Below are 13,569 nucleotides of genomic sequence, written 5' to 3'. Positions count from 1 at the left end.
GTCGGAAACAGTCACTACGCTTGGCGCACATGGAGTTCTATGGCGAGCAGCCGAACGTCGACCTGACCTACTCGGATGTGTTCCTCGTTCCGCGACGCTCATCGATCACGAGTCGACTCGACGTCGACCTGTCGCCCGGCGACGGCACGACGGCGACCATCCCGCTCGTCTCGGCCAACATGAACTCGGTCACCGGGCCACGTCTGGCCGCCACCCTGGCGCGACGCGGCGGGCTCGGCGTGCTGCCGCAGGACATGCCCTTGCAAGAGCTCGATGCCGCCATCCGGTGGGTGAAAGACCAACCGGTGGCGTGGGACACACCGCTCGTCCTTCCTCCCGAGGCGACGGTGGCGGATGCGGCGCGACTGCTGCCGCCGACCGAAGGTCACGGGATCGTGGTCGCTCCCGCGACCGACGGCCCGGTCGGGATCGACGACGTCCTCGGCATCGTGCCCGCCACACGCCTCGCGACCGCGCTCGCCGATGCGCGCCTGGGTGACCTGACGCGCGGGAGGGCCCCGTCGATCGACGCCGACGACGTCGAGACCGCCCGCCACGCCTTCGACCTCATCGTCGCGACCGAAGCCGACACCGTCTGTGTCCTTCACCACGGGCACGTCGTGGGCACGCTCTCGCGACGCAGCGCCCTGCGATCAACCCTGTACCGACCCGCCGTCGACGCCGGCGGGCGACTCATCGTCGCGGCCGCCGTCGGCATCAACGGCGACGTCGCGGCCAAGGCGAAGGCGCTCGCCGCCGCCGGTGTCGACGTCCTGGTCGTCGACACCGCGCACGGTCACCAAGAAGGAATGCTTCGCGCCCTCGCCGCGGTCAGCGAGCTCGAGCTCGGCATCCCGATCGCAGCCGGCAACATCGTCACCGCAGACGGCGTGCACGACCTCGTCTCGGCAGGCGCGAGCATCCTCAAGGTGGGCGTCGGTCCCGGGGCGATGTGCACGACCCGCATGATGACCGCGGTCGGGCGACCGCAGTTCTCCGCCGTGCTCGAAACCGCCGAAGCCGCGCGGCTGCGCGGCGCGCATGTATGGGCCGACGGCGGCGTCCGGTACCCCCGCGACGTCGCGCTCGCCCTCGCGGCGGGTGCGGCATCCGTCATGATCGGCTCGTGGTTCGCCGGGACCATAGAGTCGCCGGGCGAACTGCAGCGCGGAGCGGACGGGCGGTTGTACAAGGAGTCGTGGGGCATGGCCTCGACCAAAGCAGTGCACGAGCGGTTCGGTCGCCTCGACCCCTACGAGCTCGCCCGCAAGGAGTTGTTCGCCGAGGGAATCTCGTCGTCGAAGATCTTCCTCGACCCGATGCGGCCAGGGCTTGAAGACCTGCTCGACATGATCACCTCGGGTGTGCGCTCGTCGTTCACCTACGCGGGTGCGTCGACCGTCGCCGAGTTCCACGACCGGGCCCGCGTCGGCCTGCAGTCGGCGGCCGGGTACGAGGAGGGGAAGGCTCTCCCCGTCAGCTGGTAGTCCGCAGCGCCTCCCGGGCTCACGCCATCCCGCCCCGGCGGCTTACCGCCTCGGCCGCTTCCCGCCTCGGCGGCTTCCCGCCCCGGCCGCATCCCGCCCCGCGCGCCCGAAAGGTGCGTACGCGCCCGACTTTTTCGGCCGCGTGAGCACAATTCGACAGCGTGAGCGATGACGGATGCGTGCGGGGCGCGGCTTCGGGAGGGTGGTCCGCGCGTGGGGCGTGGCTCCGGCGGGGGTGTCCAGCGCGTGCGGGGCGCGGCTCCGGAAGGGCGGCTCAGCGCGTGCGGGGCGTGGCTCCGGCGGGGGTGTCCAGCGCGTGCGGGGCGCGGCTCCGGAACGGCGGTTCAGCGCGTGCGGGGCCGAGGCTTCGTCGACGGGAGACCGTCGCCGGTCAAGATGTCGTACATTCGCCCGGGATGATCGGCATCGGTTGCCCCGAGCCGGGAGAATCCGCGGACCTCGCGCCGGATCTCGTTCTCTCGGTCCTTCTCGTCGAGGACGATGTCGGCGGGGGCGCGACCCGCGCCGAACTGGGGGCTCAGGTACTTCCCGCGTCCGTCGATCTCGACCCAGTGATCGTGATCGGGAGAGTAGAGATCGCCGAAGACGAGACGCCCCGAGCGAAGCACGCGGCGCTCCTGCAGGCGCGGAATGCCGAAGCCGAGGCCGATGGCGACGACACGAACCTGTGTCTCCCGCACATTCGCGGCAAGGGCTTCGCCGGCGTCGATCGCGCGGCGTGCGCGCACGTCCCCCCGTCGAGGGCCGCCCCTCTCGAGCGCCTGGAGGAGTTCATCCTTCGTGCACAGAGGCCCGCCCCGGCGCTGAGACCAGAGCGCCTGGTCCACCGCCGTCACTGCTCGCACGAAGGGCAGTGCACGCGCGAGATCGAGCGCCGTCTGCGCCGCGGACGTCACCTCGTGGCGCCCGAACGGGATGCGCTCGACGCCGTCCAACCCGAGTGCGTGTCGCCGAAGAGCCCCGCCCGAGCGCCCGCCCGTCGTCCGCCCGATCGTGACGTCGACCGCCGTCGGCCACGGACCGAGCACGTCGATGTCCCACAGTGCGGCCGCCGCGAGGTGAGACACGACCGCGGGCGTCTGGAGGCGGAGAACGACCTCGTCGACGCGAAGGCGATGACGCTCGATCGGTGTGAGCGCTGCCCAGGCCTCACGGACGACATAGGAACCGGGCGCGACGCGCACCCACTCGCCGGAGCGGACGTTCCGGCTCAGCCGCCGATTGTCGCCGGGCGCGAGCAGGTCACGGCGTCGCGCGACGTCGACGCGGGGGACGGGCATCACCAGAGAATCGTGCCCATCGCGGCAGCACGCCCGACGACCCGCGCGACCAATCTGTGGACACCGGTTGCCGATCAGTGCTCCGGGAGGAGTGGATGCCGCGGCATCCTGCGCCCTCCGCCTTCCGCACCGCTGTCGGCGCGGTTCGCGCGGCCGAAAGGTGCTCGCGTGGGCGAAGAACTCGATAGCTCGCGCACCTTTCGATAGCGCGGCCAGGACTCCCGTACAATTGGGCGCACGATGGACGACCCTCCCAGTTGTAGACCGACGCCCCACGTTCCCACCTCGACCTCGATCGGGGGTGACGCATAGTGGATTACGTCCTGTTGGGCGTGGGGCTCCTCCTCACCATCGGCACGGGACTCTTCGTCGCCAGTGAGTTCGCCCTGGTCAACCTCGACCGCGCCGACCTCGAAGCGCGACGACAAGCGGGCGAGACCCGCCTGTCGATGACGATCAACGCGCTGAAGATCACCTCGACACACCTCTCCAGTGCACAGCTCGGAATCACGCTGACGACGCTGCTCACCGGCTACACGATGGAGCCGGCGATCTCGAACCTCCTCGGCCCCGTTCTCGAGACCTGGGGCATCCCGGATGCGGTCGCCACCCCGGTCGCGGTGTTCCTCGCGATCAGCTTCGCCACGATCCTCTCGATGATCGTCGGTGAACTGGTGCCGAAGAACTTCGCGCTCGCCGTGCCGCGACAGACCGCCAAGCTCGTCATCCCCTTCCAGGCCGCGTTCACCGCGGTGTTCCGTCCCGCCATCAGCCTTCTGAACGGCAGCGCCAACGGTGTGCTTCGGCTCATGGGGATCGAGCCGAAAGAAGAGCTCTCCGGCGCACGCACTGCCGAAGAGCTGTCCAGCCTCGTGCGGCGATCGGCCAGCGCGGGCGTGCTCGAAAAGGACACGGCCTCGCTCCTGGACCGCAGTCTCACCTTCGCGCGCCTCAGCGCCTCCGATGTGATGACCCCGCGCCCCAGCATCCACGCGCTCTCGGCAGACGAATCCGCCGAGGACGTCATCCAGCTCGCGCGTCGCACCGGCCACAGCAGATTCCCCGTCTACGAAGAATCGATGGACGACATCATCGGCGTCGTCCACCTCAAGGCCGCGGTCAGTGTGCCCCGCGACCGCCGGTGGGACGTTCCCGCGGCCGCGCTCGCGACTGAACCGCTCCGTGTTCCCGAGGCGGTGCACCTCGACGCGCTCATGTCCGAGCTGCGCGGCCGCGGCTACCAGATGGCGGTCGTCGTCGACGAGTACGGCGGGACGGCAGGCGTGGTGACCCTCGAAGACCTCGTCGAAGAGATCGTCGGCGAGGTGCTTGACGAACATGACCGCCGCCGCGCCGGTCTCGTGCGCTCCGAGGACGCGATCATCTTCCCGGGCGAATGGCGTCCGGACGAACTCCTCGACCGCACCGGTATCCGCATCCCCGAAGGCGATGTCTATGACACCGTCGGCGGGTTCATCATGAGCGAACTCGAGCGGATCCCGCGAGTGGGCGACAGCGTCGAGATCGACGACGGCACGCTCGATGTGCAGCGTATGGATCAGCGCCGCGTCGACCGCGTGCGTTTCGTCGCGAAGGCGGTGCCAGCGCATGCCGGGGAAGTATCCGCTCGCGAGGGAGGTGAGCGACGATGAGTGATTGGGCAGGACTTGCCTGGCTGTTCGTGTTGCTCATCGCGAACGCCTTCTTCGTCGGAGCCGAATTCGCTGTGATCTCCGCCAAGCGCTCGCAGATCGAACCACTCGCCGAAAAGGGCTCCCGCGCCGCCAAGACGGCGCTCTACGCCATGGAGCATGCGACGCTCATGCTCGCCACGAGCCAACTGGGCATCACGATCTGTTCGCTGCTGATCCTGAACGTCTCGGAGCCGGCGATCCATCATCTGCTCGCCGAGCCTCTCTACCTGACCGGTATGAGTTCGGCGGCGGTGGACATCACGGCGTTCGTGATCGCGCTGCTCATCGTGTCGTACCTTCACGTCGTTTTCGGTGAGATGGTGCCGAAGAACCTCGCATTCTCCGTTCCCGATCGCGCCGTCCTGATGCTCGCCGCGCCGCTGGTGTGGGTGTCGAAGGTGTTCCACCCGGTGATCTTCACCCTCAACTGGACCGCGAACCACATCCTGCGCCTGTTCCGCGTCGAACCGAAGGATGAGGCGGCGTCGACCTTCACGCTCGACGAGGTCGCCACGATCGTCAACCAGTCCCGCATCGAAGGCGTGCTCGACGACTCGGCGGGAACGGTCGCGGCCGTGGTGGAGTTCACCGACAAGCAGGCCAAGGACATCGCCGTTCCGCTCGCGGACCTCGTGACCCTCCCGCAGAACACCACACCGGATGAGATCGAGCGGGCCGTCGCCAAGCGCGGCTTCTCGCGATACGTGATCGTCGACGACGCCGGTGTCCCGGTCGGTTACGTGCACCTCAAAGACATCCTCCGCGCCGCGGAGGGGCCGGACGCCGCCGTCGACGTTGTGCGTCCGGTTCCATCCAAGCGGGTGCACCACATGGTTCCCCTGCTCGAGACGACCGATCTCGAAGACGCGCTGGCGCTCATGCGTCGTGCGGGACGACACCTCGCACAGGTGCGGTCGGCGACGGGGGAGACGACCGCGGTGCTCTTCTTGGAGGACATCATCGAAGAGTTGGTCGGCGAGGTGCACGACGCGACGCGGCGGCGCGCCTACTGATCCGGTGAGGATGCGGACATGATCGACGGATGGACGGCAGGCGACGTCGCTCGCGTCGTCCGCGCCCCGGGTGCCGATGATGACAAGTATTCGCGGGGAGTCGTCGGCATCCGCACCGGTTCGGCGACCTACCCCGGCGCGGCGGTCCTCGGCGTCGAAGCAGCCTGGCGCACCGGCGTCGGAATGGTGCGATATGTCGGTTCGGCCTCCGAAGCCGTGCTCGCCCGCCGGCCCGAGACGGTCACCGCGGCTGGGCGGGTTCAGGCCTGGGTGATCGGGTCGGGAACGGATGCCGCGCCCCGCCCCGAGAGCGAGACGACCGCGCTGCGCGACATCCTCGCCGGCGAAAGCCCCGTCGTCGTCGATGCCGGTGCGCTCGATCTGGCCGTGGACGCGGCGGCGCCGGTCATCGTGACACCGCACGACCGCGAACACGCGCGTCTGCGCGAGGCCTGCGGTCTCGACCCGCGCGTCGATGACCGGGTGAAGGCGGCCGTCGAAACGGCACGTGCGCTCGGCGTGGTCGTGTTGCTCAAAGGGGCTCGCACGGTGATCGCGGATGCAGACGGGGCGACGCGACGACTCATGGTGGACGTGCCGTGGCTCGCCACGGCGGGGACGGGCGACGTGCTGGCGGGAGTGCTCGGCGCCCTCACTGCCGCCTCGGACGCCGATCCGACCGAGATCGCGGCATCCGCTGTCTGGGTGCATGCGCGCGCCGGGGAGATCGCCGCGTGCGCGCACGGACCCTCGGGCGGCCCGATCACGGCGCTCGACGTCGCCGAGCACCTCCCGCGCGCGGTCGGCGAGGTGCTCGCGCTCCAGAGGTAGCGCAGGCGCGCAACCCCCGGCGTCCTAGCATGGGAGCGTGACGAGGCGGGCGTGGCTGTGGGGGGTATTCCTCGTCGTCCATGTGCTCGTCGCCGTTGCCGGGTTCGTCATGCCGAACCAACCGATGGGCGACACCTACCTCGTGTACGAACCGTGGGCGCTGCAGGCCGTGGGGGGTCAGGGGATCCCCGGCGTCACACAGCCATGGATCTACCCTGCCGTCGCCCTCGTTCCCCTGGTGGTCGCCCTCGGCCTCGCCGGTCCCCTCGGGTACGAGATCGCATGGGCGGTGCTCGTCACCGCGATCGACGCGCTGGTTTTCGCACTCCTCGTCGCACGCGGACGTTCCCGCGCACGTGTGCGCGCCGCATGGTACTGGCTCGCGTTCGTGCTGGCGCTCGGCCCTGTCGGGATCTACCGACTCGACGCGATCACCGCGCCGCTGGCCGTCGCTGCGTGCCTCTGGCTCATCGGCCGCCCCGTCGTCGCTTCCGTACTGCTGACGGCGGCGACGTGGATCAAAGTCTGGCCGGCGGCGCTGCTGGCCGCGGCCTTCCTCGCGATGCGACGTCGCTGGACGCTGGCCGTCACCGCTGTCGCCACGAGTGCGGTGATCGTCGGCGTCGCCACACTCGCCGGCGGGTGGACTCACGTTTTCGGGTTCGTGTCGGAGCAGACTTCCCGAGGGCTCCAGATCGAAGCGCCCGTGAGTTCGTTCTACCTGTGGCAGGCAGTTGCGGGCGTGGAAGGGTCATTCGTCTACTACGACCGCGACGTGCTCACCTACCAGGTAGCCGGGCCCTCTGTCGACGTCGTGATCGCCGTCATGACCCCACTCTTGGGAATCGTGATGGCTGCCGTCCTCGTGCTCGGCGCCGTCAAAGCCGCGCGTGGCGCATCGTTCGTGCGGCTGTTTCCGCCCTTGGCGCTGAGCCTCGTGCTGACACTCATCGTGGTCAACAAAGTCGGATCACCGCAGTACCTGACCTGGCTCATCGCCCCCCTCGTGTTCGCCCTCGTCATCGACCGGTCGCGGTGGCGGACGTTCGCCGGCTGGGCGCTGGCCACCGCACTGCTGACGCAGGTCGTCTACCCGCTGTCCTACCTTGAGGTGCTGATGGTGGACAGCTTCGCCGTAGCCGTGCTCACACTTCGCAACGGGATGCTGGTCGCCCTGCTCGTCTGGGCGGTCGTCCGCGTCGTGGCCGTGCCGACGCGACCGGGCGCCGGCATCCGTCTATCGTCGAAACGTTCCCCATCTCACCGGAGGTCCTCATGATCGTCGCCTTCTCCGTCGCCCCGAGCGGTACCGGCAACGCGGACGGTAGCGTGCACGATGCCGTCGCCGCTGCCGTGCGGATCGTTCGCGAGAGCGGGCTGTCCCACCGCACCACGTCGATGTTCACCGAGATCGAAGGCGAGTGGGACGAGGTGATGGACGTCGTCAAGCGCGCCACGGAGGCGGTGCTGCCCTTCGGGTCCCGGGCGTCGCTGGTGTTGAAGGCCGACATCCGCCCCGGCCACCAGGGCGAACTCGACGGAAAGCTCGAGCGCCTCGAAAAGGCCATCGACGAACTCGACCGCTGATTCCGTCGTCGTGGGCTGCGAAGCCACGATGGCGGCGTTCGACGCATAGGCTGGGCGGGTGCGAACCGACGGCGACCAGGCATTGCGGGCGATGAACGACCTCGTCGACGCGACACGGGAGCGCACGCCAGACGACGCCGGCGACCCGACGATCCCCGTCGCCGCCACCGTCGTCCTCGTGCGTGACGGCGCGGACGGGCCGGAGATTCTGCTCGTCGAGCGGCCCGACCGGGGCTCGTTCGCCGGTGCATGGGTCTTTCCCGGCGGCAAGGTCGATGTCGATGACGCCGACCCCGCGCATCCGGACGACGAAGCCGCGGCGACACGGCGCGCGGGCGTGCGGGAGGCGCATGAAGAAGTCGGACTCACCCTCGACCCCGCCGCGTTGATCCCGCTCTCGGTCTGGGATCCTCCGCCGGGCATCAAGCTTCGCATCCGGACATGGTTTTACATCGTCGCCGTTCCCGCGGGCGCGCCGCTGGATCTCGTCCTGTCGCCTGCCGAAGTCGTCACCGCCGAATGGCTGCGGCCCGCGGACGTGCTCGAACGACATGCGCGGGGCGAGGTCACGCTCTATCCGCCCACGTGGGTCACGCTCCACGGCCTGCGCGACGCGTCGAGTGCCGACTCGCTGGTAGAGACCGTGCGCCTGCAGGGCGTGCGCCGCTTCGACACCGTCGCCAGACGCCTCGCCGACGGCCCGGCGATGCTGTGGGCCGAAGATGCCGAGTATGCCGGAGCATCCGAGGGCACCGCGCGGCACCGTCTCGAGATCGGCGCGCTGCCCTGGCGGTACACCCGCTCGGACTGAAGGGTCAGTCCTCCAACAGGCGCCGCAGGTGGTCGCCGACCGTCGGCGTCTCGATCAAGAAGCCGTCGTGGCCGAAATCGCTCGAAAGCACCACGGCATCACCGGTCATCGCCGTGCGGATGCCGCGGGCGATTCGCCTCTGCCCGTCCACGGGGAAGAGGCGGTCGCTGTCGATTCCGAGCACGAGCGTCTTCGCCGTCACGCGCGCCAGCGCGTCTTCGACACCGCCGCGGTCGCGCCCGATGTCATGTGAGTTCATCGCCTCGACGAGCGTGAGATAGCTGTTCGCGTCGAACCGGCGCGTGAACTTGTTGCCGTGGAAGTCGAGGTACGACGCGACCGCGAACCGGCCTCCGTGACCGAGCGGGCTCACCCCCGACTGCCATGAGCGCTGGAACCGTTGGTTGAGTTCGGTGGGGGACCGATAATTCAACAGCGCCATTCGCCGTGCCAGGGCGAGGCCGCGGTGCGGGCCGTCGCCATCAGCGGCGTCGTAGTACGCGCCGCCCTGGAACCGCGGATCGATGCGGATCGCTTCCATCTGCACCGAGTTGAGTGCGATCTGGTCGGCCGTGTTGACGGGAGGGGCCGACAGCACCGCGAGGCGGTCGACGCGTTCGGGGTGGGTGACCGCCCACTCCAGGGCGTGCATCCCACCCATCGATCCGCCGAGGACCGCGGCCCACGTATCGATCCCGAGCGTGTCGCTCAGACGCCGCTGCGCGGCGACCTGGTCGCGCACGGTCAGGTACGGGAACCGCTGACCCCACTCGTACCCGTCGGCGGCGATGCTCGACGGGCCGGTCGAGCCCTGACATCCCCCCAGCATGTTCGGAGCGACGACGAACCATCGGTCGGTGTCGATCGGGGCACCCGGGCCGACGATGTCGTCCCACCATCCCGACGTCGGATGCCCGGGCCCTGCTGGCCCGCGCACATGACTGTCGCCGGTGAGCGCGTGCAGGATGAGCACCGCATTGTCGCGCGACGGCGAAAGCTCGCCCCATGTCTCGTACGCGAGCCGGAACCCGGGCAGCGCGCCCCCGCCCTCCGTCGGGAATGCGCCGAACGTCGCGAACCGGCGATCGCCGACCGGGTCGCCGTCACGCCACGCGCCCGTCGCGGGAGGTCGGCCGAGCAACGACCGCGCGTCGGCCTCGGTGATCGGGGCGGACGGCACGGTGTCCTCGGAGGTCTGCCAGTCCATGCCTCCATTGTCGCGTGGCTGTGGGGTGGCCCGCGCAGTGTTACGCCCGGGCCCGAGGCATCCCTCTCTCGGCCCGTCTTCGCGGCGCGTCTTCGCGGCACATCTGCTTCATCTCGGCTGATCTGCTGAGCCGACGAGGCGCAGATGAGCCGACGGGGGGCGGGGGTGCGCTCGGCGCCGCCAGAACGCGTGATGCCCCGGACCCACACGGGCCGGGGCATCAGCGGGGGCGATCAGGCGCGAGCGGCCTCGGCGACGTTGCGTGCGGCGGCGAGCGCCTGCGCGAGATCGGCCTTCAGGTCCTCGACGTTCTCGAGCCCGACCGACAGGCGCACGAGGCCGGGCGTGACGCCCGCCGTGAGCTGCTGCTCGGGGGTGAGCTGCGAATGCGTCGTCGACGCCGGGTGGATGACGAGCGACCGCACGTCACCGATGTTGGCCAGGTGGCTGAACAGCGAGAGGGAGTTGACGAACTCGCGACCGGCGTCGACGCCGCCTTTCAGCTCGAACGACAGCACCGCACCGACGCCCTTCGGCGCGTACTCGTTCGCGGCGGCGTACCACGGCGACGTCGGCAGACCCGAGTAGTTGACGGATGCGACATCGTCCCGGTTCTCGAGCCACTCCGCGATCTCCTGCGCATTCTGCACGTGACGCTCGATCCGCAGCGACAGCGTTTCGATGCCCTGGATCAGCAACCACGCGCTTTGCGGCGAGATCGCGGCGCCGAGGTCACGCAGCAACTGCACGCGCGCCTTGATGATGTACGCGAGTCCGTCGCCGACGGCGGTGGTGTACGACGCGCCGTGGTACGACGGGTCAGGCTCGGTGAGACCGGGGAACTTCTCGACGTTCTCGGACCAGGCGAACTTGCCTCCGTCGACGATGACGCCGCCGATGACTGTGCCGTGTCCGCCGAGGAACTTCGTCGCCGAATGGATGACGATGTCGGCGCCGTGCTCGAACGGCTTGATGAGGTATGGGGTCGCGATCGTGTTGTCGACGATGAGCGGCACGCCCGACTCATGGGCGACATCTGCGACGGTGCGGATGTCGAGGACGTTGATCTTCGGGTTGCCGATGGTCTCGGCGAAGAAGAGCTTTGTGTTCGGGCGAACGGCGGCGCGCCAGGCTTCGGGGTCGTCCTGGTTCTCCACGAACGTGGTTTCGATGCCGAGCTTGGCGAGTGTGTACTTGAAGAGGTTGTAGGTGCCGCCGTAGATCGACGACGACGAGACGATGTGATCGCCCGCCTCTGCGATGTTGAGGACCGCGAATGTCTCGGCGGCCTGGCCGCTGGCCACCAGAAGCGCGCCCGTTCCGCCTTCGAGCGCTGCAATACGCTCTTCGACGACGCCCTGGGTCGGGTTCTGGATGCGCGTGTAGATGTTGCCGAATTCGGCCAGCGCGAACAGGTTCGCGGCATGGTCGGCGTTGTCGAACACGTACGACGTGGTCTGGTAGATCGGTGTGGCGCGCGCCTTGGTGACGGGGTCGGGGGCGGCTCCGGCGTGAATCTGCTTGGTTTCGAACTGCCAGTTCTCGGGTGCGGACATCGTGGGCTCCTGAAGGTCGGATGGGGCGGCTCGAGGATGCCGCGGCTACGACCGAGAGTAGAAGCAGCGGTGGCGCGCAACAACGCGAAGGAAATGTTACGTAACGAAAGAACTCGCGCTCCGCGGGTTCAGTGGTCGCAGTTGTACGCGCAGCGACCCTTTGGGTGTACGTTTGCGCCCACTGAACGGGGTGGGGTGCGTTCACTGAACGGGTGCGTCCACTTGTACGTTCGCGTCCACTGAACGAGGTCGGGCGCGTCCACCGAACGGGTGCGTCCACCGAACGGGGTGGGTGCGCCCACGGCACGGCGTTGCGCGTTCGCCGGCGGGGGCGACCGCCCAACGGGGAGGCACCGGTGGGGTGCGCGAACGCGCCGCGCGGCGCGGCTCGACCGGGGCGGAACGACCCGCGGCGGCGGGTAGCGTGGAGGACATGGCGAACAGGCGTGCGGTTGTGACGGGTGCGAGTTCGGGGATCGGCGCGGCGGCGGCCCGGGTCCTCCGCGAGCGTGGCTGGGATGTCGTCGCGGTCGCGCGTCGCGCGTCGCGCCTGGCCGAACTCGAAGAAGAAATCGGTGTGGTGGCGTATGCCGCCGATCTGACCGATCCCGCCGACGTGTCAGCACTGGCCGCGTGGCTGGGTGAGTCCGGGCCTCTGCACGCGCTCGTGCACGTCGCCGGTGGTGCCCGCGGCACCGACCGAGTCGAAGACGGCGACGCCGACGACTGGCAGTGGATGTTCGAGGTGAACGTCCTGTCGGCCCAGCGCCTCGTCGCGGCGCTCATGCCTCAGCTGCGCGAGGCTGCGGCATCCGACGGTCATGCCGACACCCTCTTCGTGACGTCGACCGCCGCGCAAGTCGCCTACAGCGGAGGCAGCGGATACAACGCGGCGAAGGCGGGGGAGTCGATGCTCGTTCGTGCGCTGCGTCTGGAGTTGAACGGGGAGCCCATCCGCGTCACCGAGATCGCCCCGGGCATGGTGTACACGCCCGAGTTCACCCTCAACAGGCTCGGCGGTGATCAGGCTGCGGCCGACCGCGTCTACGAAGACGTCCCCGAACCCCTGACCGCGCACGACGTGGCCGACGTGATCGCCTACGCGCTGGACGCGCCGGGCCATGTCAACCTCGACCTCGTCACCATGCGCCCGGTCGCTCAGTCGGCACAGCACCTGCTCGCCCGGGGGCCGCTTCGGGTTCGCCAGGAGTCCGTGCGATGACAGCCACCACGGTGACGTATCCCGCTGGGGCGACCCAGTCCGTCGGCACCGTCGTCGAGACGATGGATGCCGCAGGCGGACGCACGGCGGTGGTGCTCTCGGAGACCGCATTCCACCCGGTCGACACAGCGTGGCCGGATCAGCCGGCTGACCGCGGCGAGCTCGTGTTCGCCGACGGTCGGCGGGTGACGGTGGTCGATGCTGTCGTCGGCGCACGCAGCGACGGCGAGGTCTTTCTCGGACCGGCGGTGCCCGTGCGCACCGGCACCGACGGGTGGGAGTTCTTCGTCGTGCACCTCATCGAAGAAGAGGCCCCGGCGGTCGGCGACCGCGTCACGGTCACGGTGGATGCCGCGCATCGGGCCGCTCTCTCTCGTGGCCACACGGCATGCCACCTCGCCTCGCTCGCGCTCGATGAGGCGCTCGCCGATGCATGGCGCAAGGACGTGATGACGGATGCCCGGGGGCGCCCCGCCTTCGATGCCCTCGCGATCCAGGAGTCGCGGATCCTGCGGGACGGATCGCGGGATGTCTACCGCATCGGCAAGTCCCTGCGCCGCAAGGGTTTCGCGCCCGAGGCGCTGGACGAGCTCGAGGCGGTGACGGCGAGAGCGAACAGCATCCTGACCGCGTGGCTCTCCCGGGGCGGGGCGGTGCGAGTGGACGTCGACGGTCCCGCTCTCGAGGATCGGCGGGCATGGGTGTGCGCCCTCGCCGACGGCGAGGTGCGCATTCCCTGCGGCGGGACACACGTCGACTCGCTCGCTGAGTTCGCCGAGATCACCGTCGCGCTCTCTGTCGAGTCGTCCCCGGGAGCGGTGGAACTCGTGATGACCACCACCGCGACGCCGGTCTGACCG

12 protein-coding genes are annotated in these 13,569 nt (G+C 69.3%); 9 read left to right on the top strand and 3 right to left on the bottom strand.

Going from position 1 to position 13,569, the window contains the following annotated elements:
- The first annotated feature begins 29 nt into the window (after positions 1-29).
- Positions 30-1,487 carry a GMP reductase gene (gene guaB1 / locus ACFQZV_RS12105; RefSeq protein ID WP_378753089.1) on the top strand — a complete coding sequence of 486 codons (1,458 nt, stop codon included), beginning with the start codon at positions 30-32 and terminating at the stop codon, positions 1,485-1,487.
- Positions 1,488-1,831: 344 nt separating this feature from the next.
- Here the strand turns inward: guaB1 and ACFQZV_RS12100 are convergent, their stop codons facing one another.
- Positions 1,832-2,788 (bottom strand): hypothetical protein, encoded by a 957-nt coding sequence (locus tag ACFQZV_RS12100; protein WP_378753091.1) that lies wholly within the window; start codon positions 2,786-2,788, stop codon positions 1,832-1,834.
- A 311-nt stretch (positions 2,789-3,099) separates the two neighbouring features.
- On the opposite strand from ACFQZV_RS12100, the gene ACFQZV_RS12095 reads away from it, so the two are divergent.
- The 6 genes from ACFQZV_RS12095 to ACFQZV_RS12070 are packed head-to-tail and all read left to right on the top strand — an operon-like array spanning position 3,100 to position 8,724.
- Positions 3,100-4,440, top strand: a complete 1,341-nt coding sequence (locus tag ACFQZV_RS12095; RefSeq protein ID WP_378753093.1) for a hemolysin family protein — start codon at positions 3,100-3,102, stop codon at positions 4,438-4,440.
- Complete coding sequence (locus tag ACFQZV_RS12090) at positions 4,437-5,495, top strand: hemolysin family protein (RefSeq protein ID WP_378753095.1); 1,059 nt, start codon at positions 4,437-4,439, stop codon at positions 5,493-5,495. Before ACFQZV_RS12095 ends, ACFQZV_RS12090 begins: the two co-directional genes overlap by 4 nt.
- Positions 5,496-5,513: 18 nt before the next feature.
- The gene (locus tag ACFQZV_RS12085; protein ID WP_378753097.1) at positions 5,514-6,326 is read left to right on the top strand and encodes an ADP-dependent NAD(P)H-hydrate dehydratase; all 813 of its coding nucleotides are present in this window, start codon (positions 5,514-5,516) and stop codon (positions 6,324-6,326) included.
- A gap of 37 nt (positions 6,327-6,363) precedes the next feature.
- Entirely contained in the window at positions 6,364-7,605 is a 1,242-nt protein-coding gene (locus tag ACFQZV_RS12080; RefSeq protein WP_378753099.1) for a glycosyltransferase 87 family protein, read from the top strand.
- The gene (locus tag ACFQZV_RS12075; RefSeq protein WP_378753101.1) at positions 7,602-7,913 is read left to right on the top strand and encodes a thiamine-binding protein; all 312 of its coding nucleotides are present in this window, start codon (positions 7,602-7,604) and stop codon (positions 7,911-7,913) included. The genes ACFQZV_RS12080 and ACFQZV_RS12075 overlap by 4 nt, the downstream gene beginning before the upstream one ends.
- Before the next feature lie 58 nt (positions 7,914-7,971).
- Positions 7,972-8,724, top strand: a complete 753-nt coding sequence (locus tag ACFQZV_RS12070; RefSeq protein ID WP_378753103.1) for an NUDIX hydrolase — start codon at positions 7,972-7,974, stop codon at positions 8,722-8,724.
- A 4-nt stretch (positions 8,725-8,728) separates the two neighbouring features.
- Here ACFQZV_RS12070 and metX read toward each other — a convergent pair whose 3' ends face one another.
- Entirely contained in the window at positions 8,729-9,931 is a 1,203-nt protein-coding gene (gene metX / locus ACFQZV_RS12065; RefSeq protein WP_378753105.1) for a homoserine O-acetyltransferase MetX, read from the bottom strand.
- A 233-nt stretch (positions 9,932-10,164) separates the two neighbouring features.
- Positions 10,165-11,487, bottom strand: a complete 1,323-nt coding sequence (locus tag ACFQZV_RS12060) for a bifunctional o-acetylhomoserine/o-acetylserine sulfhydrylase (protein WP_378753107.1) — start codon at positions 11,485-11,487, stop codon at positions 10,165-10,167.
- A 433-nt stretch (positions 11,488-11,920) separates the two neighbouring features.
- Between ACFQZV_RS12060 and ACFQZV_RS12055 the strand changes: the two genes are divergently transcribed.
- Complete coding sequence (locus ACFQZV_RS12055; protein WP_378753109.1) at positions 11,921-12,709, top strand: SDR family oxidoreductase; 789 nt, start codon at positions 11,921-11,923, stop codon at positions 12,707-12,709.
- Complete coding sequence (locus ACFQZV_RS12050) at positions 12,706-13,566, top strand: metal-dependent hydrolase (RefSeq protein WP_378753111.1); 861 nt, start codon at positions 12,706-12,708, stop codon at positions 13,564-13,566. Before ACFQZV_RS12055 ends, ACFQZV_RS12050 begins: the two co-directional genes overlap by 4 nt.
- The last annotated feature ends 3 nt before the right edge of the window (positions 13,567-13,569 follow it).

The sequence above is a fragment of the Microbacterium koreense genome, from assembly GCF_042677105.1.
In the GTDB taxonomy this organism is placed as follows: domain Bacteria; phylum Actinomycetota; class Actinomycetes; order Actinomycetales; family Microbacteriaceae; genus Microbacterium; species Microbacterium koreense.
Note: the sequence above shows the minus strand (reverse complement) of the source record. Positions and strands in the feature narration are given on the sequence as shown.